Source organism: Amycolatopsis sp. NPDC058986, assembly GCF_042741125.1.
GTDB lineage: Bacteria > Actinomycetota > Actinomycetes > Mycobacteriales > Pseudonocardiaceae > Amycolatopsis.
The window spans coordinates 81,452-106,464 of record NZ_JBHYJW010000025.1; the positions used below are offsets into that span (position 1 = coordinate 81,452).

Below are 25,013 nucleotides of genomic sequence, written 5' to 3' on the forward strand. Positions count from 1 at the left end.
CGTTCCCGGGAGCTGTCGGCGGGCTCGTGGACGACGGGGTCCACTCACACCAACCGGTCAAGTATGACAGAGCCGTCGGCTCGCACTCGCCAGGGGGCGACCTAGTCCCCCGCCAGCCCGTCGAGCACAGCACGATCGTGCTGGTCCAGGCTGTCTTCCGGCAGCGCCGCGAGCAGATCGGGGCGACGCCGGGCGGTCCGCTCCAGTGCCTGGTCGCGCCGCCAGCGGTCGATCAGCGCGTGGTTTCCCGAGCGCAGGACCTCCGGGACGGCGAGGTCGCGCCACACCTCCGGCCGGGTGTAGCTGGGGCCTTCCAGCAGACCGTCGGAGAACGAGTCCTCGGCGGCCGAGCGCGCGTTGCCGAGGACCCCCGGCAGCAGGCGGACGACGGCCTCGACCATGACCAGCACCGCGGCCTCGCCGCCGACGAGCACGTAGTCGCCGATGGACACCTCGTCCACCGGCATGCGGCGCGCGGCGTCGTCGACGACCCGCTGGTCGATGCCCTCGTAGCGGCCGCACGCGAACACCAGGTGCTCCTCGGCCGCGTACGCGTGCGCGAGTTCCTGGGTGAACGGCCTGCCGGCCGGGGTCGGCACGACGAGCCTGCTCTTTTCGCCGCAGACCTCGTCCAGCGCGGGGCCCCAGATCTGCGGTTTCATCACCATGCCGGGACCGCCGCCGTACGGCGCGTCGTCGACGGCACGGTGCACGTCGTGCGTCCAGTTCCGCAGGTCGTGGACGCCGATCTCGATGAGCCCGCGGTCGATCGCCCTGCCGAGCAGCGCGGCCCGCAGCGGGTCGAGGTACTCGGGGAAGATCGTGACGACGTCGATGCGCACGCGGGTCACCAGTTCCAGTACTGCGTCGCCTCGGCGTGCCACGGCGACGGGACCTGCTGGTCGATCTGGAAGGCCATGCCGAGTCCCTGCGCGATCTTGATGTCGCGGCGGAGCGTCTCGCGGACCGGGGAACCCGCGGGCAGGCCGTTGTTGTCCGACCACGCCTCGCTCTGCGTCACGCAGGTCCGCGTGCCGGACCGGGCCGACGAGCACGGCGCGGGAGCGCCCCAGGTCTGGGTGTGCGTGAACTGGAAGGTCTTGCCCGAGCTTTCCTCGGTGATCGTGCCCTCGGCACGCAGCTGGTAGTTCGCCGCGGGGACGTTCCAGAGCACGTAGTGCTGGCGGTCGCCGTCGGAAGGGATGGCGACGCAGTTGGTGCCCGCGGCGTCGCACCGCGATTCGCTGATGACGCGCTGGCGGTAGTACGTCCCGTTGCCGCCCCAGCCGTCGAGGAGCACCCAGTCGCCGGAGCGGACGAAGTGCTCGGCGTAGGACGGCGGCCAGGTCTTCGGGTCACCCCACGAGATGTGCGACTCGTTCGCCGACTGCGGGGACCACGCCCACTGGAACGCCTGCTCCCCCGGCGGCGCGTACTGCCCGGCGCTGCGCTGGAACATCATCGAGAAGTCGCCGTAGACCGGACCCGCGGCCTGCGCTGCCGGGGTCAGCAGCGCGGCGAACGCCAGCAGGACGGCACCGATAACGGCAGTTCGCATGGTTCCCCTCACCATCTTGCGGGACACCCGCACCCGATCGGTACTCGTGAGCGGGCTCCGCGATTGTCGTTCACGATGCCTCAATCGGCGTCCAGCAGGCCCTCGGGCGGGTCGAGCACGACGCGCCCGCCCGCGACGTCGACCAGCGGCACGATGGCCTTGACGAACGGCACCAGCACGGAGTCCCCGTCGCGGTCGAGTTCGAGCAGCTCGCCGCCGGGCGAGTGCACCACCTCGACGACCTTCCCGACCACCGATCCGTCGGTCAGCTCGGCGCGGAGACCGGCCAGCTCGTGGTCGTAGAACTCGTCGGGGTCCTCGATCGGCGGCAGCGCGTCGGTGTCGGCGAACAGCATCGCGCCCCGCAGCGTCTCGGCGACATCGCGGGTGAGGACCTCCTCGAAACGCACCAGCAGCCGCCCGCTGTGTTCGCGGGCGGCTGCCACGGTGAGTGCCCTGCTGCTGCCGTCACGCAGCTTCGTCGTCACGACCGCGCCGATCGCGAAACGCCTCTCCGGCGAGTCGGTACGCACGTCCACGGCGAGTTCGCCCCGGATGCCGTGCGCCTTGGCGACGCGGCCGACCACGACGTCCATGTCGATCTTCCCGTGCTGGTCAGCGGTCGGTGTCGACGACGTCCACGCGGACGCCCCGGCCACCGATGCCGCCCATCACGGTGCGCAGAGCGGTCGCGGTGCGACCACCCCGGCCAATCACCTTGCCCAGGTCGTCAGGGTGCACGTGCACCTCGAGCGTGCGGCCACGACGCGTGGTCAGCAGCTCGACCCGGACCTCGTCCGGGTTGTCGACGATGCCCCGGACCAGGTGCTCGAGGGAGTCGGCCAGGAAGCTCACGCCTCGCTCTTCTCGCCCTCAGCCTCGGCCTTGTCGGCGTCGGCCTTCTTCGACGACTTCTTCTTGGCGGTGATGGCCTCGGTGGCGGGCTCCTCACCGGCCGCGGCGAGCGCCGCGTTGAACAGGTCCTGCTTGGACGGCTTCGGCTCCTTGACCTTCAGGGTGCCCTCGGCGCCCGGCAGGCCCTTGAACTTCTGCCAGTCGCCGGTGATCTCCAGGATGCGCTGCACCGGCTCGGTCGGCTGCGCGCCGACACCCAGCCAGTACTGGGCGCGCTCGGAGTCGACCTCGATGAAGCTGGGCTCTTCCTTCGGGTGGTACTTGCCGATCGTCTCGATGGCCTTGCCGTCCCGGCGGGTACGCGCGTCGGCGATGATGATGCGGTAGTACGGCGCACGGATCTTGCCGAGGCGCTGCAGCTTGATCTTGACGGCCACGGGTGTGGGTACTCCTCAGTTCTCTCGATGCAAGGGCGGGCACACACGAACCGAGTGGGGATACGGACGCGGGCACCCAAAGGTCGACAGCTCCCGCGCGGTGAGAGGGTCCGGCGGAAGCGGGCAAGCGAACATTCTGCCAGATCGGCCCCCCGGCCCGTGCAGCCGGGCTCAGAACGAGGCCAGTCCGAGCGCCGAGACCAGGATCGCCACCGCGGGCAGGAAGTTGTTCATCTGGTGCGCCACGACACTGCCGAGCAGCCGCCCGGTGCACAGCCTCGCCAGGCCGATCGGCACCGAGATGAGCAGCAGCAACGTGGTCCGCAGCGGTTCGAGGTGGCTGACCGCGAACACCGCGGTGGACAACAGGAACGCCGCAACCCTGCCCCAGCGCTCGCTGCGCCACTGCAGCCGCTCGACCGCGCCCCAGAGCAGGCCGCGGTAGATGACCTCCTCGCAGATCGGGCCGATCAGCCAGAGGTAGACGAACATCACGATGGCGGCGGACACCGACATCTTCCGGTTCTCGACCAGCGCGCTGATCGCCGACGACGCGTTCGCGTTGCCGACGATCTGGGTCCAGACGTAGGCCCCCAGCGTCGTGCAGACCAGCCCGACGCAGCCGAACTTGAGCCCGACGCGCACGTCCGAGAGGTTCCACGAAAGCCGCAGGTCCACGCGCGGGCCGTTGCCGCGGACGTAGGTGATCAGCACCGCGGCGCCCGCCGCGATCATGGTCGGCAGCATCGTGCCGAGCAGGACGACCCGCATGGGCAGCGGCTGGCCCGGTGCCTCGCCGACGATGGCGCTGATGAAGGCCGCCGAGGCGATCAGCACGGCTTCCACGAGCAGGAAGGCGCCGAATCCCCAGCGGTGGGACGGGGGCGGGGCGGCGCTCAGTACGTCCTCCGATAACGGCGCGGTACCCGGAAGGGATTCCCCGGATTGGGAAGTCGTCACGCCGGTCCTCCGGTGTTCTGTTCGGCTGCCGCGACGAGCCTAACCGTCTCCACGATCCCGTACAGTGCCGACCACGTTACCCACAGCTGATCAATTCGGCCACGCGTTCACGCTACGTCGCATCAGGTGACGTGCATGTCTCAAATGACACATGATCAGTGGAGCGCCAGCGGGAGACCACCCGTTCCGACGAACAGGAACACCGCGGGCGGCAGGTTGTTCGCCGCGTGCGCGACGACCGCGGCGCCGACGCGGCCGCTGAGGTACCGGGCCAGCCCGATCGCCAGCCCCTGTCCGAACAGCGCGAGCACGCGGGCCGGCTCGCCGTGCAGCTGGGCGAACACCAGCGCGGTCAGCACCAGCACCACCCACCGCGGGATCCGGTAGCAGGACAAGCCGTTCCACAGCGTGCCGCGCACGAGCAGCTCCTCGGTGACCGGTGCCCCCGCGACCACGATCACCGCGGCCAGCACCAGCCACACGGTGTCGCCGCGGTAGGTGTCGGCGAGGTCGGTGAGCGGGCTGTCGCTCACGTCGGTGCTGTCCCCGGTGCCGTACACCGCGATCGAGAGCAGGTTCAACCCGAACCCGGCGACGAGCGCGAGCACCCCGCAGGCGAGGCCGATCCGGACGTCGCGCCAGGTGGGCAGCAGCCCGAAGTCCTCGCGCAGCCCCGCGCCCCAGATCCGCGAACCCGCGACGGGGCCGAGGCCGAGCAGCAGGTTCGGCAGGAACGCCAGCAGCAGCAACGGGCCGATGTCGTGCAGCTCCAGCGGATCGAACTCGCCGAGGTGGCGGTTCATGACCACGGTGATCGCCAGGTTGACCACGTGGTAACCGGCGATGCCCGCGAAGAACGCGAGGAACCCCCAGTGGGCGCCGAGGACGAGACCCGCGCGCCGCCGCGCTCCCTCCGGACCATCCACGGACGTCACGCTAAAGGTGCTTGCCCCGCAAGGAAAACAGGGGGTCAGGCGAAAACCGTGCCGCCCAGCACGATGTGTGTGGGATGCCGCAGCACGCCGAGGTCCTCGCGCGGATCGGCCGGGTAGACGAGCAAGTCGGCTGGAGCGCCGTCGGCGATGCCCGGATGGCCGAGCCAGTCCCTCGCCGCCCACGACGCCTGGCCCAGCGCCTGTTCGGCGGGCATCCCGGCCTTGTGCAGCGCCTCGATCTCGTCGACGAGCCTGCCGTGTTCGACCATGCCGCCCGCGTCGCTGCCCGCGAAGACGCGTACACCCGCCTCGACGGCCGAGGCGACCATCTCGCCGACACCGGCGTGGAGCGCGCGCATGTGCGCCGCGTACGCCGGGTACTTGCCCGCCTTGTCCGCGATGCCGGGGAAGTTCTCGATCTGGATCAGCGTCGGCACGAGCGCGATGTCCCGGCGCGCCAGCTCGTCGAGCTGCTCCGGGCTCAGCTCGGTGCCGTGTTCGAGGCAGTCGATCCCGGCCGCGATCAGGCCCGGCAGCGCTTCCTGGCCGAACACGTGCGCGGTGACGCAAGCGCCCTCGGCGTGCGCGGCCGCGATCGCCTCGGCCAGCACGTCGTCCGGCCACAGCGGCGCGAGGTCGCCGGCGCCGCGGTCGATCCAGTCCCCGACCAGCTTGACCCAGCCGTCGCCGTCGCGGGCCTGCTCGACCACCGCGGCGGGCAGCTGCGCCGGATCGTCCAGTTCGAGGCCGAACCCGGGGATGTACCGCTTGCGCAGCGCGAGATGCTGCCCGGCGCGGATGATCGTCGGCAGGTCGGCGCGGGCCTGCAAGGGCCGGACGTCCAGTGGGAGACCGCAGTCGCGGATCAGCAACGTCCCCGCGTCCCGGTCCGCGGCGGCCTGCTCTGCGGCTTCCGCCAGCGTCGCGGGGCCGTGCGCGGCGAGCCCCGGATGGCAGTGCGCGTCGACCAGGCCCGGCACGAGAAAGCCTTCCCGCGTCAGGGTTTCCGCGCCCGGCACGCGAGTGAACGAGATCCGCCCGCCGTCGATCCACAGCTCACCCGGTTCGCCGCCGGGCAGGATCACCCCGGCCAGGTGCAGTGCGGTCACTTACTTCTGCTTGGGCAGCTTGAACTTCGACGGGTCGAAGCCCGGGACGTCGTTCATGCCGCCGAGCTGCGAGAGATCGGGCGCACCGCCGGGCATGCCTCCACCGGGCGGCAGCATCGGCATGCCGCCGGGGAAGCCACCGCGGACCTTGGGCTGCGTCGGGCCGCGGCCCTTGCCCTTCTTCCCCTTCTTGCCCTTGCGCGACTTGCTGCCGCCACCACCGCCGAAGCCGAACTTCCCGGCCATCTGCGCCATCATCTTGCGGGCCTCGAAGAACCGGTTGACCAGGTCGTTGACCTCGCGCACGGTGACGCCGGAGCCGTTGGCGATGCGCAGCCGCCGGGAGCCGTTGATCAGCTTCGGATCGTCCCGCTCGGCCGGGGTCATGCCGCGGATGATCGCCTGGAGCTTGTCGAGGTGCTTGTCGTCGACCTGCGCGAGCTGGTCCTTCATCTGCCCGGCACCGGGCAGCATGCCGAGCAGGTTGCCGATCGGGCCCATCTTGCGGACCGCGAGCATCTGCTCGAGGAAGTCCTCCAGGGTCAGCTGGCCGCTGGTCAGCTTCTGCGCCGCCTGCTCGGCCTGCTCCTGGTCGAAGGCCTGCTCGGCCTGCTCGATCAGGGTGAGCATGTCGCCCATGCCGAGGATCCGCGACGCCATCCTGTCCGGGTGGAAGGTGTCGAAGTCCTCGAGCTTCTCGCCGTTGGAGGCGAAGAGGATCGGCTGGCCGGTGACCTCGCGGACGGACAGCGCCGCGCCACCGCGGGCGTCGCCGTCGAGCTTGGTGAGCACGACGCCGGTGAAGCCGACGCCGTCGCGGAACGCCTCCGCGGTGGTGACCGCGTCCTGGCCGATCATCGCGTCGACGACGAACAGGACCTCGTCCGGCTCGACCGCGTCGCGGATGTCCGCGGCCTGCTTCATCAGCTCCTCGTCGACACCGAGACGACCGGCGGTGTCGACCACGACGACGTCGTGCTGGGCGTGGCGGGCCTCGGCGATCGCGCGGCGGGCGACGTCGACCGGGTCGCCGACACCGTTCCCGGGCTCGGGCGCGAACGTGACGACCCCGGCGCGCTCACCGACGACCTGGAGCTGGGTGACGGCGTTGGGGCGCTGGAGGTCACAGGCGACGAGCATCGGCGCGTGGCCCTGCTTCTTCAGCCACAGCGCGAGCTTCCCGGCGAGCGTGGTCTTACCGGCACCCTGCAGACCCGCCAGCATGATCACCGTCGGCGGGGTCTTCGCGAGGTTCAGCCGCCGCGTCTCGCCGCCGAGGATCCCGACGAGCTCCTCGTTGACGATCTTGATGACCTGCTGCGCCGGGTTCAGCGCGCCATGGACCTCGGCACCCTTGGCCCGTTCCTTGACCTTCGCGATGAACGCCTTGACCACGGGCAGCGCGACGTCGGCCTCGAGCAGGGCGATGCGGATCTCGCGCGCGGTGGCGTCGATGTCGGCGTCGGACAGCCTGCCCTTGCGCGACAGGGTCTGCAGGGCCGCTGTGAGGCGGTCGGAGAGGGTGTCGAACACGGGTGTGCACGCTCCAGCTGAGTCGTCGTTGCGCGCCGGACCTGGCCCGGCATCTTCCGAGGGTAGTCGTTCCACGGATGCGGCCTCCGGGGTACCGCGACCTCGGCCCAACCACTTCCTCCGCACTCGTTAAGTATTTGACTGTCATTTTTCCTGGCAGACCACGAAAATCAGTAGCCAAGGCCCCTCAATTTAGTAAACATACATGTATGACTTCTGCGACGAGCACCCGCGCGATGCTCACGGAACCGGCCGAAGACGCCACCGAGCACGTCCCGTTCCGGCGCATCGCGGGCCTGTTCGGGCCGCACCGGCGGGCGATGGCGGGGCTGCTGGTGCTGCTCGTGCTGCAGGCGGGCCTGGGCATCGTTTCGCCGTTCCTGCTTCGCGAGATCCTCGACGACGCCCTGCCGCACCGGGACACGCTGCTGCTGAGCCTGCTCGCGGCCGGGATGATCCTGGCCTCGCTCGGCAGCGGGTCGCTCGGCGTCGCGACGACCGGGCTGGCCAACACCATCGGCCAGCGGGTCATGAACGAACTGCGGGTCTCGGTCTACGGCCACCTGCAGCGGATGTCGCTGGCGTTCTTCACGCGGACGAAGACCGGCGAAGTGCTCTCGCGCGTCTTCAACGACATCGGCGGCGTGGACAACGTGATCACCACGACGGCCGGTTCGGTGGTGCAGAACGGCACCACGACGCTCGCGATCGCCGGCGCCCTGCTCCTGCTCGACTGGCAGCTCGCGCTGCTGTCGCTGGTCGTGGTGCCGTTGTTCCTGCTGTTCACGCTGCGGCTCGGCAAGAAGCGCCGCACGCTCGCCCGCGGCCGGACGCGCCGGATGGCGCGGCTGACCACCATGGTCGAGGAGTCGCTGTCGGTCGCCGGGGTGCTGCTCGGCAAGACGATGGGCAACGAGCGGGCACTGCGTGAGCGGTTCGCCGCCGAATCCCGCGAGATCGCGTCGCTGGAGCGCAACGCCGCGCTGGCCGGACGCTGGCAGGTCGCCGCGCGCACGATGAGCCTGACGATCATCCCGGCGCTGGTGTACTGGATCGCCGGGCTCGCGCTCGCCGGCGGCGCGACGCCGTTTTCGCTGGGCACCGTGGTCGCGTTCACGAGCCTGCTCAACCGGCTCGTCGCGCCGGCGACGGCGATGCAGTCGATCGGGCAGAACGTGGCGACGTCCAAGGCGTTGTTCGCGCGGATCTTCGAAGTCCTGGACCTGCCGGTCGAAATCGCCGACACATCCGACGCGAAGAAGCTGGAGCTGCGCCGGGGCGACGTCTCGATGCGCGGGGTCTCGTTCCGGTACGAAGAAGGTGCCGCGTGGACCCTGCGCGACATCGATCTCGACGTCCCGGCGGGGACCACGACCGCGCTCGTCGGTTCCACCGGCTCGGGGAAGACGACGCTCGCGTACCTCGTGGCACGGCTGTACGACGTCACCGAGGGGCGAGTGAGCATCGACGGCGCCGACGTCCGCGACGTCACCCTCGCCTCGCTCGCGAACGGAATCGGTCTCGTGTCGCAGGAGACGTACCTGTTCCACGCGTCGGTACGCGAGAACCTGCGGTTCGCCAAACCCGGCGCCACCGACCACGAGATCGAGCGCGCCGCGAAGGCCGCGCACATCCACGACACGCTCGCCGCGCTGCCCGAGGGATACGACACGGTCGTCGGGCAGCGCGGATACCGGTTCTCCGGCGGGGAGAAACAGCGGATGGCGATCGCGCGCATCCTGCTGCGCAACCCGCCCGTGCTCATCCTCGACGAGGCGACGAGCGCGCTCGACAACCGCACGGAACGGTCGGTGCAGGCGGAGCTGGACCGGCTCGCGACCGGCCGCACGACGATCACCATCGCGCATCGTCTGTCCACTGTGGAGCACGCGGACCAGATCGTGGTGCTCGACGCCGGGCGGATCGTGGAGCGCGGCACCCACGACGAGCTGCTGCGGCTCGACGGCCGGTACGCCCGTTTGCTCCGCGAGCCGTCCGCCTAACCTGGGGGTCATGCAGAGCGAAGCCGTCGCGGACCACGAGCTGGCCGAGCTGGCGCGGCACGTCCGGGAGAGCGTCGGCAGGCTCAACTGGCGCATGCGGGCCGAACGCGACAAGGGCGGCCCCGGCCCGGTGGTGCTCGCGGTGCTGAGCAGGCTCTATCGCGCCGGCACGCACAGCCCGAAGGAGCTGGCCGACGCGGAACGGATCCAGCCGCAGTCGCTCACCCGCGTGCTCGCTTCGCTGGCCGAACGCGGCCTCGTCACCCGGACCCCGGATCCGGCGGACGGCAGGCGGTCGCTCATCGACATCACCCCGGCTGGGCGGGTGGAGCTGCGCGAGTACAGCATCGGCCGCGAACGCTGGCTGGCCGACGCGATGGCGCGGACGCTGTCCCCGACCGAACAACAGCTGCTGCGGCTGGCCTCGGAGCTGCTGGTGCGGGTCGCCGACTGCTGAGCGGCTGCCGGAAGTATCCGGTCGTCGCCGCGGCGGCGGCTGGCTAGGCTGCGTCCCGGATCAAGGGGGTAACAGCCAAAATGAAGATCATGTTCTGCGCGGCGCCGGGCTACGGGCTCATGCTGCCGCTCGTCCCGCTCCTCTGGGCCGCCCGCGCGGCGGGTCACGAAATCCTGCTCGCGACGACCTCGGAGATGACCGAGGCCGGTGCCCGGGCCGGCCTCCCTGCCGTCGACGTCTTCCCGGACCGCGACGTCTGGGCCGAACTGATGGCGAGGGTCGGCCCCGGCAGCACACCCCCCGCCGAGGAGGATCTCTCCGAGGAGGAGAAGCTGGTCGCCGCCACCGGGAACCCGTTCGGGGTCTTCACCCTGACGATGACCGAGGGCACGGTCGCCGCGGCCAGGGCGTTCGGTGCCGAGCTGATCGTCACCACGTCCGACCACGCCGCGGGCGCGCTGGCCGCCACCGCGCTCGGCCTCCCGGTGCTCGAAGTCGGCAACCGCGTCTCGTGGTCCATGCGGGACGAGGAATGGCGGCGGGAGCACTCGACTTTCGCCACCGACGACCCGCTTTCGCAGCACCTGGCCGAAAAGCTGGGCTTCGAGGCCGGACCGGCGAAGGTGCTCGCGCGGATCGACCCGCGTGCCCCGAGCATGGGCGGAATGACCGGCGACGAGACGGACCCGCGCGACGGCGCGCCGTGGTGGCCGATGCGGTACGTGCCGTTCAACGGCGGCGCCGTCGCCCCGCCGTGGGTCTTCGAGCACACCGAACGGCCGCGGGTGTGCGTCACGCTGGGCACCGTCGTGCCGTTCCTGTCCGGCACCAGCAACCTGACCGTCGTGGTCGAGGCGCTCGGGGAGCTGGACGTCGAGGTCGTCCTCGCGGCGGGGTCGGCGGATCTCTCCTCGCTCGGCACCCTGCCCGCCAACGTGCGGCCCGCCGGGTTCGTGCCGCTGTCGATGTTCCTGCCGACGTGCTCGCTGATCGTGCACCACGGCGGTTCCGGCACCACCGCCGCGCCGCTGTACTACGGCGTCCCGCAGCTGGTGCTCCCGTCGTTCGCGGACAACTTCCTCTCCGCCGACCGGGTCGCCGAACGCGGGGTCGGGCTGCGCTGCGACGCCGCCACGACCGACGTCGCGACGATGCGGGGCCTGGTGGAGCGGCTGCTCACCGAACCGGCGTTCGCCCAGGCCGCCGCGGAGGTCCGGGACGAGATGGCGAACCAGCCGAGCCCGGCGGCAGTCCTCCAGAAAGCCGTCGCCCTGGTCTGAGCGAGCGTGCGCTGAAGGACGCCTTCGGTGCACCGAGCGCGCTGAAGGACGCTTTCAGTGCACTAGATGCGCTGAAGGCGTCCTTCAGCACCTTCCGGGCCGAACTCCGGAGCCGGGCCGCTCCCCCGCGGACCGGGCCCCGGAGCCCTGGGGGCGGAAGGTTCACCTCCCCGGGAACCGTCCGCGCGAGAAGGAGTCTGCCGGGCGCACCGGCGCCGGGGGCAGCGTGAACTCCCCTATTCCGGGATGAGTAGTCCTACTCAGAACGCGCTCAGCGCGCGGACTTCGCCCGGCCCCGGACCTTCGCCGACGCCTTTTTCGCACGCCCCTTGGCTTTCGCGGCCTTCTCCGCGGCGGCCTTCGCCCGCCCGACGGCGGCTTCCGGCGCCCGCGTGGACTCGACGACGTTCTGCTGCAACGCCGCCAGCAACCGCGTGACGCCCTCGGCCTGCTCGGCGGCGGTCGGCTGGACGACGTCGGAGCCGTCGATCTTCGCCTGGATCAAGGCTTCCAGCGCTTCACGGTAGCGATCGGCGTAGCGGCCGGGGTCGAAATCGCCGGTCAGCTCCTCGATCAGGTTCACCGCGCGCCGCAGTTCCCCTTCGCGCAGCTCGACGTCCTCGTGCAGGAACGGGAAATCGGGCGTGCGGATCTCGTCGGGCCAGAACATGGTTTCGAGCATGATCACCTGGTCACGCACCCGCAGCGCGCCGAGCGTCTCGCGCTGCCGCAGGGCCACCTTGACCACCGCGGCCCGGCCTGACTGCTGCAAAGCCTCGCTGAGCAGCACATACGGCTTCGTGCCCGCCGGTTCCGGCTCCAGGTAGTAGCTCTTCGCGAAGTACACCGGGTCGATCGCCTCCAGCGGCGCGAACCCGCAGACGTCGATCGACTGCGCCGTCGGCAGCGGCAGCCCGGCGAGTTCCTGTTCGGTCAGCAGGACGACGTCGCCACCGGGGACCGGGAAACCCTTGACCATCTCCCCTGCCGGAACCTCGGCGCCGTCGACCTCGCAGACCCGCCGCACCCGGACCCGTCCGCCGTCCGGCTCGTGCACCTGGTGCAGCGCGACGCCGCGTTCCTCGGTGGCCCCGTAAGCCTTCACCGGAATGGCGTAACTGCCGAAGCCGATCGTGCCTTTCCACACCGCCCGCATGGCGCCCACCTCCGCAGCTCCAGGCTAGACACGGGGACGCGGCGGCGGACAGCTACAAACGGGTGTCAGGGCCCACGGATTCGCTCAGACATTCGAATGACGGGACCGCTTCACCGAGCGCGTCGGCCGAACAGCCGACCGCGGTGGCCGCCGCACGGAGTACCTCGGTGACCACCTCGACGTCCACCGGCGGTGCCGCCGCGAGGACGCCCGACCCGGCGTCGACCCGGCCCGCCAGCCCCGCCAGAGCGCTCGCGAGAGCCTGCTGCCCGGCGACCAGCTGGGTGACGACCTCGGCGAGTTCGGCGGCGGTGGCCGCAGAACCGGTGGCGCGCAGGGAATCCGCGAGTTCTTCGGCGCAGGAGCGCAGGTGGGAGGCGACGACGGTCGGGGGCAGCGAAAGCCGCGGGGGATTGTGCTCCAGCACCACTCACCGCCCTTCGCGCCGGAACCCGTCCGAGCCGATCGGTCCGTCATTTTGCCATCGACGCTCCCGGCGGCCCGGCCGACACCCCGAAGCGCGCTCAGCCGGGCGGGAGGACACGGTTCAGCAGGGTGACCAACTGGCGCAGCTCGCCGTCGGCCAGCGCCGCCAGCGGTGTCCCCGCCAGGGCGGCGCGGACCACCTCGTCGCGGACCCGGCGGCCCTTGGCGGTCAGGACCAGCACGCGGGAGCGGCGGTCGGCCGGGTCCACGGCGCGCTCCACCAGGCCCCGGTCGGCGAGCTGGTTGCTCACGAAGGTCAGATTCGGGGCGTTGCAGTGGAGGCGTTCGGCCAGCGCCTTCATCGAGGGCGGCCGCTCGTCCGGGTCGATCGCCCACAACGCCTGGAACGTCGCCGGGGTCAGGCGGTGCTCCGCCAGCACCGGCCCGATCTGCGTGACGGTCCGCATCCAGATGTCGTAGGTCGCGGCGATCGCGGTGACGAGATCGGGCGCGGACATGCCCCCATCCTACCTATGTTTCGAGCCTCGAAGGATTCTGCTACCGTCGATACTTCAAGGCTCGAACTAGTGGAGGATCCTGTGAAAGACGGCTATCGCGGCCTCACCGCGCTCGTCACCGGTGCGTCCAGGGGGCTGGGGCGGGCGTACGCCGAGGAGCTGGTTCGCCGGAGCGCGGGTGATCCTGCTGGCCCGCTCGGAACCGGACCTGCGGGAACTCGCCGAACACCTGGCTGAGCGGCACGGCGGCCCGGTGGCCGAGGTGATCGCCGCCGACCTCACCGCCGAGGACGGTCCGGAGCGGGTCCTCGCGGAGCTGCGCGACCGCGGCCTGATCGTCGACCTGTTGCTCAACAACGCCGGCGCGGGCCCGTTCCTCGACCGCCCGCTCGCACCGCAGCTGCGCTCGGTCGGGCTCAACGTCGGCGGCCTGCTCGCGCTCACCCACGCACTCGGGGCCGAAATGGTCGCGCGCGGCCGCGGCGGCGTCATCAACGTGTCCTCCACCGCCGCTTTCCAGCCCATGCCCTACCAGGCAAGTTATGCCGCGACCAAGGCGTTCGTGCTCTCCTTCACCGAGGCGCTGGCCGTGGAACTGCGCGGCACCGGTGTCCATGTCATGGCCGCGCACCCCGGCCCGATCGCGACCGGCTTCCTCCACGGCACCTCGGCCACGATCAACGCGGCCGTCGCCGCCCGCACGCTCGACGACTACGCCCGGCGGCGCGCGGTGTCCTATCCGGGCCGGGCCGTGAGCCGGGTGCTGAACCGGACCATGGCCTGGTTCCCCCGGCTGCTGCCGCGCGCCGTCGTCACCCGGGCGACCGGAGCACTCAACCGCAAGCTGGGCCTGCACGAGGTCGTCGACCTCGGCTAGCGTCCCGGAGCGTCAGCCGAGGCGGGCCGCGAGTTTCGCTTGTCCTGGCCCGGAAAGCTCGCCCGTGACACCACGACGTCCGGCGAGGGCCATCAGACAGGCTTCGGCGGGCCCTTGGACCACGGGCCCGGAACCGGCGGACCAGTCGAGGTCGGTGGCGACCAGCCGGACACCCCTGATCCGCCAGAACCCCCGGATGACCGGGGCTACCAGCGCCAGCCGCAGTGCGGGCAGCAGCCGCTCCCCCGGGACCTGCCTCGGCAGGCCGAGCGGGCGGCGGATGTCCTGCTGGTGGATGAGGCAGTCGGTCAGCGCGATCCCGCCGCCGAACCCCGCGGTCAACCCGCGCGGTTCGGCGTACTTCCGCAGCAACGCCACCAGCTCGTCCGGGCCGCGCCGCACATACTCGGTCACGCCGACGCTGTTCACCTTGCCGGGCGTGAACCGGCCCTTGGCGAAGCGGCGGACCAGGTCGCGCGGGGTCAGTTCGTCGTAGCTGATCACGTGCGCGACGACGTCGCGGACGCTCCAGCCCTCGCACAGCGTCGGCGCGTCCCATTGCTCCGGTGTCAGCGTTTCGAGGAATGCCGCGAAGTCCAGCCGCTCGTCCCGCGCGAGGCGCTTGATGTCCATGGCAGTTGCCTAGTCTCTCGAAGCGCCCCGCGCAAGACACCGATCACGATGCCGCGGCCAGCACCGCCTGTTCCACTTTCGCGCGCCACTCCGGGTCGATCCGGCCGGTGCGCGGGGTGACGGCGAACGAGTCGACCACCGCGCCGCCCAGTGTCGCGACCTTGGCCCAGCGGACCTCGGCCTCGCAGCGGCGCAGCGCCCCGGCGATCCGGAACAGCAGGCCGATCCGGTCGGTGGCCCGCAGTTCCAGCACGACGGTGTCCGGCCCGCTCGTCTCGTCGTCGAACCACAGCACCTTCGGTTCGGCGACGGACACCGCGCCGCCGTAGTCGCGTTCCTTCGCCGCGAGCCGCTGGGTGAGCGGCAGCGTGCCCGCCACCGCCCGCGCGAACTGCTCACGCAGCAACGTGACGTCGGGCAGCGAACCGAACTTCGGCGACGCCGTGAAGACGCCCGCCCGGCCACCCTCGTGCGCCCGCAGCAATGCCGAGTGCACCTCCAGCGAATTCAGCGCGAGGACCCCGGCCGCGGGCGCGAGCAGTTCGGCCCGCGCGGGGACGGCGAGAACCACGGTGACGATCTTGCCGTGGGCGCTGATGTGGACCTCACCGCGCCCCGAAGCCGCCGCCGCGGAGACCAGTTCCCGCTGTTCGTCGTCCATCGGCCCGGGTTCCGAGAAACCCTTGCCCCGCAAGACTTCCTCACAGCCGGACACGAGTTCGGCGAGCAGCCTGGCCTTCCAGTCGGTCCACACGCCCGGTCCGGTCGCGAGCGAATCGGCCTTGGTCAGCGCGTGCAGCAACTCGATGAGCAGGGTGTCATTTTCCAACGTCTTGACCACGCGAGAAACCGTCGCCGGGTCGCCGATGTCCCGCCGCGTCGCGGTGTGCGGCAGGAGCAGATGGTGCCGCACCATCGCGGACACCGTCGCGGCGTCCTTTTCGGACAGTCCGAGCCTGGTCGCGACCTGTGCCGAGATCGCCGCGCCCAGCTCGGAGTGGTCCGCATCGCGGCCCTTCCCGATGTCGTGCAGCAACGCGCCGATGAGCAGCAGGTCCGGCCGCGCCACCGTGGTGGTCAGCTTCGCCGCCTCGACACACGCCCGCACCAGGTGCCGGTCGACGGTCCAGGCGTGCACCGGCGATCGCGGCGGCAGGTCGCGCACCGCGCCCCATTCCGGGAACAGCCGCGCCCAGAGGCCGGTCCGGTCCAGCGCCTCGACGGCGTCGACCATCCCCTCCCCCGCGCCCAGCAGCTCCACCAGCGCGTTCAGCGCGTCCTCCGGCCACGGCGCCCGCAGTTCCGGCGCCGACTCCGCGAGCGCCCGCAACGTCCCGTGGGCAATCGGTTTCCCGGTCCGCGCGGAAGCCGCGGCGACCCGCAGCAGCAACGCCGGATCACGCGCGGGAACGGCGTCCCGCGCGAGCGAGACCTCGTTCCCGTGCAGCACAACACCTTCCGCCAACGGCGTTCGCACCGGACGCCGTCCGAACCGCGACTTCGATGGCTCCACAGTGGATCGCAGCGCGACGTCGACCGCATACGCGATCGTCCGGCCCGCCCCGGAAAGCTTACGCGCCAAGGTGAATCGATCGCCGAAGCCGAGTTCGGCGGCGACAAGCTCGGCCTCCGGCGCGGCCAGCACGTCCCGCTCACGCCGCAGTTCGCGCCGCAGCTCGGTGCGGACGTCGAGCAGGAGTTCCTTCGCCGCAAGGAGTTCTTCGCCGGGACGCGCGGTCAGCTGGGCCGCCGCCAGCGCTTCGAGCACCGCGAAGTCCCGCAGTCCGCCCCTGCCATGTTTGAGATCCGGCTCCGCGGACTGCGCGATTTCGCCGCTGCGCCGCCAGCGCAGCCGCACCGCCTCGGCCAGCTCGTCGAGCCGCTTGCGCGCGGTCCGCCGCCACTGGTCCCGCGCCGCCGACGCGAGCCGCTGCGTCAGGTCGGCGTCTCCGGCGATGTGCCGGGCGTCGAGCAGGCCCATCGCGGTGCGCAGATCCTCCGAGGCGACCTTGACCGCCTCGCCGGGTGTGCGCACCGAATGGTCGAGCCCGACCTTCGCGTCCCAGAGCGGGTACCACAGCGCGTCCGCGATCTTCCCGACGTCGGGATTCCCGTTGTGCACCAGCACGAGATCGAGATCGGAGAACGGCACCAGCTCGCGGCGGCCGAGGCCGCCGACGGCGACCAGCGCGACACCGGGATCGGCGGTGTCGACACCGGCCGCCGTGGCGCCCTTGCCGAGCCAGAATTCGTAGAGGTCGACCAGGGCGGCGCGCAACGCCGCCGCGCCCAGCCGTCCATGCCTGCCCTCGAGCAGCCGCTCGGTGGCCTTGACCAGCTCACCCCCGTCGGTCATCCGAATCGCCTATAGGGCGTCCGAGCCGCGTTCGCCGGTCCGTACCCGGATCACCGTGTCGACCGGGGTGACCCACACCTTGCCGTCGCCGATCTTGCCGGTGTGCGCGGCGGTGGTGATCGCCGTGAGCACCTTCTCGACGTTCGAATCGTCGGTGACGACCTCGATCTTCAGCTTGGCCACGAAGTCCACCGAGTACTCCGCGCCGCGGTAGACCTCGGTGTGTCCCTTCTGACGGCCGTAGCCCTGCACCTCGCTGACCGTCATGCCGAGCACGCCCAGCTGCTCCAGCGCGGATCGGACGTCGTCGAGCGTGAACGGCTTGACAATCGCGGTGATCAGCTTCATGCCTTGCTCTCCTCGAGTTTCGTGGCGGTCGCGGACTTCGCCGGGAAGGGGCTCGGGTGGCCGAAGCCGCCGCCCATGCCCGTGAAGTCGTACGCGCTCTCCGCGTGCTGGGCCTCATCGATACCACTGACCTCGTCCTCGGCGCTGACGCGGAAGCCGCCCGCCTTCTTGATCACCCAGCCGATGAGGAAGGACAGCACGAACGAGTAGACGAGCACCGCGCCCGCGGCGAGTGCCTGCTTGCCCAGCTGGCCGAGACCGCCGCCGTAGAACAGGCCGTCGGCACCGGCGGAGTTGACGCTCTTGGTGGCGAAGAACCCGATCAGCAGCGTGCCGACGAGACCGCCGACGAGGTGGACGCCGACGACGTCGAGCGAGTCGTCGAACCCGAAGCGGTACTTGAGGCTGACGGCCAGCGCGCACAGCACACCGGCGATGACGCCGATCGCGATCGCGCCCAGCGGGCTGACGAACCCGGCGGCCGGGGTGATCGCGACCAGGCCCGCGACGGCGCCCGAAGCGGCGCCCAGCGTGGTCGGCTTGCCGAACTTGAGCTGCTCGACCAGCAGCCAGCCGAGGACCGCGGCGGCGGTGGCGACGGTCGTGTTGGTGAACGCGACGGCCGCGACGTCGTTGGCGGCCAGCGCCGAACCGGCGTTGAAGCCGTACCAGCCGAACCACAGCAGGCTCGCGCCGAGCAACACGAACGGCACGTTGTGCGGGCGTCCGGTGTCCTTCGGCCAGCCCTTGCGGCGGCCGAGCACGATGGCGAGCGCGAGGCCCGCTGCACCAGCGTTGATGTGGACCGCGGTACCACCGGCGAAGTCGAGTGCCTTGAGCTTGTTGGCGATCCAGCCACCGGCGTTCTCCGCGCCCATGAAGCCGTCGAACGAGAACACCCAGTGCGCGACCGGGAAGTACACGACGGTCACCCAGATCGCGACGAACAGCGTCCAGCCCCAGAACTTGGCGCGGTCGGCGATGGCGCCGGAAATCAGCGCGGGGGTGATGACCGCGAACATCAGCTGGAACATCACGAACGCGAGCACCGGCAGCGCGTCCGGCCCCGGCCACGCGACGGCGGGCGCGGTGTCGGTCGCCGCGACGGCGAGACCGGCCAGCTTGCCGACCGTGTTGGACAGTCCCGCGAGGTCGAAGTTACCGAGCAGGCCCCCGAACGCGTCGTTGCCGAAGGCCATCGAGAAGCCGTACAGCACCCACAGCACTCCGACGACGGCGAGTGCGATGAAGTTCATCATCAGCATGTTCAGGACGCTCTTCGCGCGGACCATGCCGCCGTAGAAGAACGCCAGTCCTGGGGTCATGAGCATGACCAGCGCGGCGCTGACCAGTACCCACGCTGTATCTCCTGCGTTCAGCACAATCTTCCTCCCGTGCCGTGGGTGTCTGACGGGGAAGTTTTGGTGCGCGGTGTTTCACCGGGCGCCGAATCAGGTTTCACGTGGGTGAACTGTGGTCGCCCTCTTGTTACGTCCAGGTTTCCCGTCACCTGTGGTGTCCTGTCCGATTGCGAAACGTCGTGGTCGAATATCCCCATGACTCACCCCGCGCAGGCCAATGACCCACTGCCACCTCGCGTCGTGGACGCCCTGCGCTGCTCGGTGTGCGGGGACCCGGTCGGGTTAGCCGATCGCACGCTGCGTTGCGCCGAGCGTCACTCGTTCGACTTAGCGAAGCAGGGTTACGTGAACCTGTTGCACGCGCGAATCCCGGCCGGGACGGCCGACACCGCGCCGATGGTCGCGGCGCGCGCGGCGTTCCTGGAATCCGGCGTCTACCAGCCGCTCGCCGAGGTCATCGCGAAGCTCGCGGCGAGGCACGCCGGCGACGGCCTGATCGTCGACGCTGGCGCGGGCACCGGTTATTACCTCGCCCACGCGCTCGACGCCGCGCCGAAGGCCGCCGGCCTCGCACTCGACGTCTCCGCGATCGCGCTGCGCCGCGCCGCCCGCGCGCACGAACGCGCCGGAGCGGCGGTGTGGAACCTGTGGGAGCCGTGGCCGGTGGCCGACGAGGTGGCGTCGATGGTGCTCAACGTCTTCGCGCCGCGTAACGCCCAGCAGTTCCACCGCGTGCTGGCGCCCGGCGGCCTGCTGGTGGTCGCGACGCCCACGGCGGGACATCTGCGCGAACTCGGCGATCTCGTGCTCGATGTGGACGAACGGAAGGACGAACGGCTGGAGCGCAGCCTGCGCGAATACTTCACCCGGACGAGTCGGATCGAGGTCACCAATCGGGTGGAATTCTCGCCGGAACTGGTGCGCGAGGTCGTCGACATGGGCCCGACCGCGCATCACTTGACCGACGACCGGCGCGCCCGCCTCGAAGCGCTCTCCTCCCCGCTCGACGTCACGACGTCCTTCGCGGTGTCGGTCTACCGCGCGGTGACGGAATGACCCCGGACCTGACCGAGCCCGCCACCCTGCTCGCCGATCCCGCGTGGGTCCGCGCGCGGATCGGCGGCGCGGCGAAACTCTACGGCTGCGCGCGGCCGGAAGTGCTCGGGACGATCTGGTGGTACTCGCTGTCGTCGGTGCTGGTGGCGCCGTCGCTGGAGTCACTGATCGCGACCGGTGTCGCGATGGATCCTTCGCTGGACGCCGTTTCGCTGGACATGGTTTCGGACGGCCGATTCCTCGGCGCGCGTTCGTCCCGCCCGTTGTCCGCGGATCTGGCTGAACTGGGCGCCGCGTTCTCGGCCACTTTGGGGACCGCGATCCGTACCATCGCTTCCGTCTCGGGAGCGAATCCCCGGGCGCTGGGGGCGATCGCCACGGATTCCATCGGCAACCGTCTACTGTGGACGTCCGATCCGGAACGCGCGATGGGTTTGGCTGCCCCGCTGGTGTCCGCGATCGGGCTCGGGATGCCGTCGCCACGCTTCATCCGCGTGGGCCGTTCGCCGGTCGTGCGGCGGGCTTCGTGCTGTCTGATCTACGAGGCCGGGAACCCGAAGTGCACCAGCTGTCCGCGCCAGACCCCCGCCGAACGCGACCGACGGTTACGCGCCGCCCTGGGCTGAGGCCCACGTCCGTTCCCCGGTCGGGCGACTTCCCACGGTCACCACCGCACGGTAGGCAGAGAGTGAACCTGTCACCACTGTGAGGAGTGTCCGTCGATGCGTGCGCGTGTGCTGGTCCCAGCGGTCCTGCTCGCCACCATGTCGTTCTCCGGCACGGCCTCGGCCGATCCGCCGTATCAGCTCAAGCACGCCCACACCGGCTACTGCCTCGGCGAGGACGGCGGCCTCGTCGACACCTACCGCTGCGACCCGAAGCACCAGTGGCGCGTCTCGGGCAGCATGGTGTTCGAGGACGTCGCCTCGAAACACTGTCTCGAAGTGGGCCGCAACGGCAGGTCGGTGTACACCAGCGCCTGCGACGGCGCGCCCGCGCAGCGCTGGACATTGCGCGGCGAGGGCCGTTCGAAGGGGCTTCTCGAGAACGCGAGCAGCCACACCTGTTTGTCCTACGACTTCAAGAAGGTCACCGCCGAACCCTGCGACGCCGCGAAGGGCCAGGAGCAGACCTGGGACGTCGACGACTAGACATAATGTCGGACGAGGGGCAGGAAGATCTCATCGAGGATCGACCGGATGCGTGCGGGCTTCACGGGTTTGAGGTCCATGAGCAGGTCGTGACGCACGAGGTCGAACGGCAGGGCGAGCACCGCGGCGGGGATCCGTTCCAGGTCGATCTCGCCGCGGTCATGGGCACGCTGGTAGATGGTCCGGACGCGCACCAGCCGTTGGTCGCCGATGATCCGGTCGCGCACCTTGGTGGGAGTGAGCCCGGCTCCGGCCAGTAGTCCCGAGACGACCGCGGCCACGGCGATGGCGAAGAAGGCGGCGCGAGCCTGCCCCATGCCGGTCAGTGCTTCGAGGAGGTCGCCGCGCAGGGAGCCGGTGTCGGGGACGTCGACCGGGTGACTGTCCCGGTAGTGCTCCAGCGCGGCGAGCACGAGCTCGTCCTTGTTGGCCCAGCGGCGGTACAGCACGGCGACGCCGGTGCCGGCACGGGAGGCGACGGACTCCATGGTCAGCTTTGCGAAGCCGGCTTCGACCAGCTCGTCCCAGGCCGCGTCCAGCAGCGCGGCCTCGAGTTCGGGTCCGCGACGGCGTTGGCGGGAGGGCGCGTCGTCAGGTGGGGTCATGGCCCCATCATAAGGAAGGTTTGCATTCCTTATCGACCCCCTCTACTCTCATAAGAGATGGATTCAACTCTTACAGAGGGGGACGAGAAGATGCCAGAGACCACGGTGTTGATCGTCGGCGCCGGTCCGACCGGGCTGACGCTGGCCTGCGAACTCGCCCGCGGCGGCGTCTCGTTCCGGCTGATCGAGGCCGCCCCCGGCCCGCGACCCGGCTCGCGCGGCAAGGGCGTCCAGCCACGCACCCTTGAGGTGTTCGACGATCTCGGCATCGTCGATCGCGTGCTCGCCCACGGCCGGATGGCGATGCCGATCCGGTCGACCGCTCCCGATGGCCAGGTGACGACGAGCGGCGGCGAGACGCTGGAGCATCGCCCCGACATTCCTTATGCGGCAAGCCTGATCACACCCGAGTGGCGGATCGAGGAAGCGCTGAGGCTGCGGCTGGCGGAGTTCGGCGGAGCGGTGGAGTTCGGCAGTGCGTTCGAGAGCTTCGAGCAGTCGGACGAGGGTGTGTCGGCGGTGATCGTCAAGGGCGGCGAGGCGGAGACGGTCACCGCGCGCTGGCTGGTCGGCTGCGACGGCGGCCACAGCATCGTCCGCAAGCAGGCCGGTATCGCTTTCGAGGGCGAGACCCGCGAGGAGGTGCGGATGATCGTCGCCGACGTCGAGGTCGACGGCCTCGATCGCGACGCCTGGCACATGTGGCTGTGCGACGAGGGCCTCATCACCCTCTGCCCGCTGCCCTCGACCAACGCCTTCCAGTACCAGGCCAGCATCGGGCCGGGACAGAACCCCGAACTCAGCCTCGCGAACATGCAGACGATCTTCGATCGGCGGAGCGGCCGCACCGGCATCCGCCTCCACGAGCCGGAGTGGTCGTCGTTGTGGCGCGCCAACGTCCGCCTCGTCGACCGTTATCGCGAGGGTCGCGTGTTCCTCGCCGGCGACGCGGCGCACATCCACTCCCCCGCCGGCGGACAGGGGATGAACACCGGCATCCAGGACTCGCACAACCTCGGCTGGAAGTTCGCGGCGGTCGCCAGCGGCGCCTCGCCGACGTTGCTCGACAGCTACGAAGCCGAGCGGCGGCCAGTCGCGGCGGGCGTGCTCGCGCTCTCGGACGCCCGCCTGAGGCAGACGATCGAGAAGAAGGCCATCCCCGTCCGCCGCGATGCGAACACGATGCAGCTCCGCGTGAATTATCGCGGCTCTGCCCTGGCGCGCGACGACCGCGACGAGACTGCCTCGCTCCGCGCCGGTGACCGCGCCCCCGATGCGACCAAGCTGACGACAGTGGACGGCGAACACCGGCTGTTCGAGATGACGCGCGGCGGGCGCTTCACCTTGCTGAGCTTCGGGGCCACACCTGCGGTCGAAGCCTCTTCGTTCGACCTCAAGACCCTCCAGGTCGTCGGGCAACCGACCGGTCCCGGCGACATCGCCGACACCGAAGGCCACCTCGCCGACGCCTACGGCGCGACCGACCGCACCCTCGTGTTGATCCGTCCCGACGGCTATGTCGCGCTGATCTCCGATGCCGGTGACGTCTCGGCGGTGCCGGACTATCTCGCCGCGGTCCACCGGCTGGGAATCGATGGCCACGACCTGGAACGCTGAGTACCGTGGCGCTCGATGAGCGAACGTACGTGGGGCTTCCGGACCCGCGCGCTGCACGCGGGCGGCACCCCTGATCCGGCGACCGGTGCCCGCGCCGTGCCGATCTACCAGACGACCAGTTTCGTGTTCGAGGACGCCACGGACGCGGCGAATCTGTTCGCGTTGCAGAAGTACGGCAATGTCTACAGCCGCATCGGCAATCCGACCGTGGCCGCGTTCGAGGAGCGGATCGCCAGCCTCGAAGGCGCGATCGGCGGCGTCGCGACCGGCAGCGGGCAGGCCGCGGAGTTCCTGACGTTCTCCGCGCTCGCCGAGGCCGGTGACCACATCGTGTCCGCGAGCGGGCTCTACGGCGGGACGGTCACGCAGCTCACCGGGACGTTGGCACGCTTCGGCGTCGAGACGACATTCGTGAGCGGTGACCGCGTCGAGGACTACGCGGCGGCGATCACCGACAGGACGCGGCTGCTCTACACCGAGGTCGTCGGTAATCCGAGCGGTGCGATCGCCGACATCGCCGGGCTGGCCGATCTCGCGCACTCACACGACATTCCGCTCGTGGTGGACGCGACACTCGCGACGCCGTACCTGTGCCGTCCGATCGAACACGGCGCCGACATCGTGCTGCACTCGGCGACGAAGTTCCTCGGCGGGCACGGCACCACGCTCGGCGGGATCGTCGTGGAATCCGGGAAGTTCAACTGGGGCAACGGAAAGTTCCCCCGGATGACCGAGGTCGTCGACAGCTACGGCGGTCTGAAGTACTGGGAGAACTTCGGCGAATACGCTTTCTGCACGCGGCTGCGAGCGGAGCAGTTGCGCGATATCGGAGCAGTGCTCTCGCCGCATTCGGCTTTCCTTCTGCTGCAAGGCGTCGAGACCCTGCCGCAGCGGATGGACGCGCACGTGGCCAACGCCAGCGCGGTCGCCGAATACCTGGAACTCGACGACCGCGTCGAGTGGGTCGGCTATGCCGGACTGCCCGGACATCCGCACCACTCGCTCGCCCAGCGATACCTGCCGCTCGGGCCCGGCGCGGTGTTCTCCTTCGGGGTCCGGGGCGGGCGCGCGGCGGGCGAGAAGTTCGTCGAGTCGGTCGAGCTGCTTTCCCATCTGGCCAACGTCGGCGACGCGCGGACGCTGGTGATCCATCCGGCGTCGACCACGCACGCACAGCTGTCGGACGAGCAGCTGCGGGCCGCGGGGGTCAGGCCGGACCTGATCCGGTTGTCGATCGGGCTGGAGGACGTCGAAGACATCCTCTGGGATCTCGACCAGGCGCTGGACAAGGCGGTGGCCGGATGACGTACGACGTCTCGGCCGTCGAACGGCGGCGCATCCTGGGGCGGACCAAGTCGGTGACTCTGGTCGGAGCGTCCGCGAATCCGGCCAGGCCGAGCTACTTCGTCGCGACGTACCTGCTGTCCTCGACGCGCTACGAGGTCAACTTTGTGAACCCGCGGCTGGACACGCTGCTCGGACGGCCGGTGTACCCGTCGCTGAAGGACGTCCCGGGCGAGGTGGACCTGGTCAGCGTGTTCCGCAAGCACGACGACCTGCCGCAGGTGGCCGAAGAAGTCATCGACGTCGGCGCGCGGACGTTGTGGCTCCAGCTCGGGCTGTGGCACGAGGACGTCGCAGCGCGAGGCCGTGAGTCCGGTTTGGACGTTGTGATGAACAGGTGTGTGAAGATCGAGCACGCTCGCTTCGCCGGTGGACTGCACCTGGCCGGGTTCAACACCGGGGTGATCAGCTCGCGACGGCAGTCGGCGCCCTAGGGTG

At 70.3% G+C, this 25,013-nt stretch carries 27 protein-coding genes; 10 read left to right on the forward strand and 17 right to left on the reverse strand.

The features are described 5' to 3' along the window. Window positions 1-101: 101 nt before the first annotated feature. From trmD to ffh, 9 genes are all read right to left on the reverse strand, one after another. Window positions 102-842 carry a tRNA (guanosine(37)-N1)-methyltransferase TrmD gene (trmD, locus tag ACFW0G_RS22535; RefSeq protein ID WP_378327369.1) on the reverse strand — a complete coding sequence of 247 codons (741 nt, stop codon included), beginning with the start codon at window positions 840-842 and terminating at the stop codon, window positions 102-104. A 5-nt stretch (window positions 843-847) separates the two neighbouring features. Next, window positions 848-1,558, reverse strand: coding sequence for a hypothetical protein (locus ACFW0G_RS22540; RefSeq protein WP_378327324.1), 711 nt, complete (start codon window positions 1,556-1,558; stop codon window positions 848-850). An 80-nt stretch (window positions 1,559-1,638) separates the two neighbouring features. Beyond that, a complete protein-coding gene (gene rimM / locus ACFW0G_RS22545; RefSeq protein WP_378327325.1) occupies window positions 1,639-2,154 on the reverse strand; it encodes a ribosome maturation factor RimM in 516 nt (171 codons plus the stop codon). A 19-nt stretch (window positions 2,155-2,173) separates the two neighbouring features. Next, a complete protein-coding gene (locus tag ACFW0G_RS22550; protein WP_003103110.1) occupies window positions 2,174-2,413 on the reverse strand; it encodes an RNA-binding protein in 240 nt (79 codons plus the stop codon). After that, complete coding sequence (gene rpsP, locus ACFW0G_RS22555; protein WP_378327326.1) at window positions 2,410-2,850, reverse strand: 30S ribosomal protein S16; 441 nt, start codon at window positions 2,848-2,850, stop codon at window positions 2,410-2,412. The genes ACFW0G_RS22550 and rpsP overlap by 4 nt, the downstream gene beginning before the upstream one ends. 171 nt (window positions 2,851-3,021) lie before the next feature. Beyond that, on the reverse strand, window positions 3,022-3,810 hold the full coding sequence (locus ACFW0G_RS22560) for a CPBP family intramembrane glutamic endopeptidase (protein ID WP_378327327.1): 789 nt from the start codon (window positions 3,808-3,810) through the stop codon (window positions 3,022-3,024). Window positions 3,811-3,965: 155 nt separating this feature from the next. Continuing rightward, a complete protein-coding gene (locus tag ACFW0G_RS22565) occupies window positions 3,966-4,736 on the reverse strand; it encodes a CPBP family intramembrane glutamic endopeptidase (protein WP_378327328.1) in 771 nt (256 codons plus the stop codon). A 44-nt stretch (window positions 4,737-4,780) separates the two neighbouring features. Beyond that, on the reverse strand, window positions 4,781-5,854 hold the full coding sequence (locus tag ACFW0G_RS22570; protein WP_378327329.1) for an amidohydrolase family protein: 1,074 nt from the start codon (window positions 5,852-5,854) through the stop codon (window positions 4,781-4,783). After that, entirely contained in the window at window positions 5,855-7,387 is a 1,533-nt protein-coding gene (gene ffh / locus ACFW0G_RS22575; protein WP_378327330.1) for a signal recognition particle protein, read from the reverse strand. It abuts the gene before it with no gap. Window positions 7,388-7,596: 209 nt separating this feature from the next. Here ffh and ACFW0G_RS22580 point away from each other — a divergent pair, with 209 nt between their 5' ends. The 3 genes from ACFW0G_RS22580 (at window position 7,597) to ACFW0G_RS22590 (ending at window position 11,127) form a co-directional block, all read left to right on the forward strand. Continuing rightward, window positions 7,597-9,390 carry an ABC transporter ATP-binding protein gene (locus tag ACFW0G_RS22580; RefSeq protein ID WP_378327331.1) on the forward strand — a complete coding sequence of 598 codons (1,794 nt, stop codon included), beginning with the start codon at window positions 7,597-7,599 and terminating at the stop codon, window positions 9,388-9,390. A gap of 10 nt (window positions 9,391-9,400) precedes the next feature. Further along, window positions 9,401-9,847, forward strand: a complete 447-nt coding sequence (locus tag ACFW0G_RS22585; protein ID WP_378327332.1) for a MarR family winged helix-turn-helix transcriptional regulator — start codon at window positions 9,401-9,403, stop codon at window positions 9,845-9,847. 80 nt (window positions 9,848-9,927) lie between these two features. Then, a complete protein-coding gene (locus tag ACFW0G_RS22590; RefSeq protein ID WP_378327333.1) occupies window positions 9,928-11,127 on the forward strand; it encodes a nucleotide disphospho-sugar-binding domain-containing protein in 1,200 nt (399 codons plus the stop codon). Between the two features lie 271 nt (window positions 11,128-11,398). On the opposite strand, the gene ACFW0G_RS22595 is transcribed toward ACFW0G_RS22590, so the two are convergent. The 3 genes from ACFW0G_RS22595 to ACFW0G_RS22605 all read right to left on the reverse strand — a co-directional run bounded on the left by ACFW0G_RS22595 (window position 11,399) and on the right by ACFW0G_RS22605 (window position 13,227). Next, a complete protein-coding gene (locus ACFW0G_RS22595; protein ID WP_378327334.1) occupies window positions 11,399-12,283 on the reverse strand; it encodes a Ku protein in 885 nt (294 codons plus the stop codon). Window positions 12,284-12,335: 52 nt separating this feature from the next. Next, window positions 12,336-12,713: a hypothetical protein gene (locus tag ACFW0G_RS22600; RefSeq protein ID WP_378327335.1), complete on the reverse strand. Its 378-nt coding sequence runs from the start codon at window positions 12,711-12,713 to the stop codon at window positions 12,336-12,338. Between the two features lie 94 nt (window positions 12,714-12,807). After that, complete coding sequence (locus ACFW0G_RS22605) at window positions 12,808-13,227, reverse strand: MarR family winged helix-turn-helix transcriptional regulator (RefSeq protein WP_378327336.1); 420 nt, start codon at window positions 13,225-13,227, stop codon at window positions 12,808-12,810. Between the two features lie 178 nt (window positions 13,228-13,405). Here ACFW0G_RS22605 and ACFW0G_RS22610 point away from each other — a divergent pair, with 178 nt between their 5' ends. Further along, window positions 13,406-14,104 carry an SDR family NAD(P)-dependent oxidoreductase gene (locus ACFW0G_RS22610; protein ID WP_378327337.1) on the forward strand — a complete coding sequence of 233 codons (699 nt, stop codon included), beginning with the start codon at window positions 13,406-13,408 and terminating at the stop codon, window positions 14,102-14,104. 12 nt (window positions 14,105-14,116) lie between these two features. On the opposite strand, the gene ACFW0G_RS22615 is transcribed toward ACFW0G_RS22610, so the two are convergent. From ACFW0G_RS22615 to ACFW0G_RS22630, 4 genes are read right to left on the reverse strand one after another with little or no spacing between them, the layout of a single operon-like run. Continuing rightward, window positions 14,117-14,737 (reverse strand): maleylpyruvate isomerase family mycothiol-dependent enzyme, encoded by a 621-nt coding sequence (locus ACFW0G_RS22615; protein WP_378327338.1) that lies wholly within the window; start codon window positions 14,735-14,737, stop codon window positions 14,117-14,119. A gap of 43 nt (window positions 14,738-14,780) precedes the next feature. After that, window positions 14,781-17,093 carry a [protein-PII] uridylyltransferase gene (locus ACFW0G_RS22620; protein ID WP_378327339.1) on the reverse strand — a complete coding sequence of 771 codons (2,313 nt, stop codon included), beginning with the start codon at window positions 17,091-17,093 and terminating at the stop codon, window positions 14,781-14,783. A 9-nt stretch (window positions 17,094-17,102) separates the two neighbouring features. Further along, window positions 17,103-17,441 carry a P-II family nitrogen regulator gene (locus tag ACFW0G_RS22625; RefSeq protein ID WP_378327340.1) on the reverse strand — a complete coding sequence of 113 codons (339 nt, stop codon included), beginning with the start codon at window positions 17,439-17,441 and terminating at the stop codon, window positions 17,103-17,105. Continuing rightward, on the reverse strand, window positions 17,438-18,823 hold the full coding sequence (locus ACFW0G_RS22630; RefSeq protein WP_378327341.1) for an ammonium transporter: 1,386 nt from the start codon (window positions 18,821-18,823) through the stop codon (window positions 17,438-17,440). Before ACFW0G_RS22630 ends, ACFW0G_RS22625 begins: the two co-directional genes overlap by 4 nt. A gap of 174 nt (window positions 18,824-18,997) precedes the next feature. Here ACFW0G_RS22630 and ACFW0G_RS22635 point away from each other — a divergent pair, with 174 nt between their 5' ends. The 3 genes from ACFW0G_RS22635 to ACFW0G_RS22645 all read left to right on the forward strand — a co-directional run bounded on the left by ACFW0G_RS22635 (window position 18,998) and on the right by ACFW0G_RS22645 (window position 21,009). Further along, window positions 18,998-19,858: a putative RNA methyltransferase gene (locus ACFW0G_RS22635; RefSeq protein WP_378327342.1), complete on the forward strand. Its 861-nt coding sequence runs from the start codon at window positions 18,998-19,000 to the stop codon at window positions 19,856-19,858. Then, complete coding sequence (locus ACFW0G_RS22640) at window positions 19,855-20,484, forward strand: (2Fe-2S)-binding protein (RefSeq protein WP_378327343.1); 630 nt, start codon at window positions 19,855-19,857, stop codon at window positions 20,482-20,484. The genes ACFW0G_RS22635 and ACFW0G_RS22640 overlap by 4 nt, the downstream gene beginning before the upstream one ends. Window positions 20,485-20,580: 96 nt before the next feature. After that, entirely contained in the window at window positions 20,581-21,009 is a 429-nt protein-coding gene (locus ACFW0G_RS22645) for an RICIN domain-containing protein (protein WP_378327344.1), read from the forward strand. Here the strand turns inward: ACFW0G_RS22645 and ACFW0G_RS22650 are convergent. Then, window positions 21,006-21,614 carry a TetR/AcrR family transcriptional regulator gene (locus ACFW0G_RS22650; protein WP_378327345.1) on the reverse strand — a complete coding sequence of 203 codons (609 nt, stop codon included), beginning with the start codon at window positions 21,612-21,614 and terminating at the stop codon, window positions 21,006-21,008. The genes ACFW0G_RS22645 and ACFW0G_RS22650 overlap by 4 nt on opposite strands. A gap of 90 nt (window positions 21,615-21,704) precedes the next feature. Between ACFW0G_RS22650 and ACFW0G_RS22655 the strand changes: the two genes are divergently transcribed. The 3 genes from ACFW0G_RS22655 to ACFW0G_RS22665 are packed head-to-tail and all read left to right on the forward strand — an operon-like array spanning window position 21,705 to window position 25,009. Next, the gene (locus ACFW0G_RS22655) at window positions 21,705-23,231 is read left to right on the forward strand and encodes an FAD-dependent oxidoreductase (protein ID WP_378327346.1); all 1,527 of its coding nucleotides are present in this window, start codon (window positions 21,705-21,707) and stop codon (window positions 23,229-23,231) included. Between the two features lie 15 nt (window positions 23,232-23,246). After that, the gene (locus ACFW0G_RS22660) at window positions 23,247-24,536 is read left to right on the forward strand and encodes an O-acetylhomoserine aminocarboxypropyltransferase/cysteine synthase family protein (protein ID WP_378327347.1); all 1,290 of its coding nucleotides are present in this window, start codon (window positions 23,247-23,249) and stop codon (window positions 24,534-24,536) included. After that, entirely contained in the window at window positions 24,533-25,009 is a 477-nt protein-coding gene (locus ACFW0G_RS22665) for a CoA-binding protein (protein WP_378327348.1), read from the forward strand. Before ACFW0G_RS22660 ends, ACFW0G_RS22665 begins: the two co-directional genes overlap by 4 nt. Window positions 25,010-25,013: the final 4 nt, after the last annotated feature.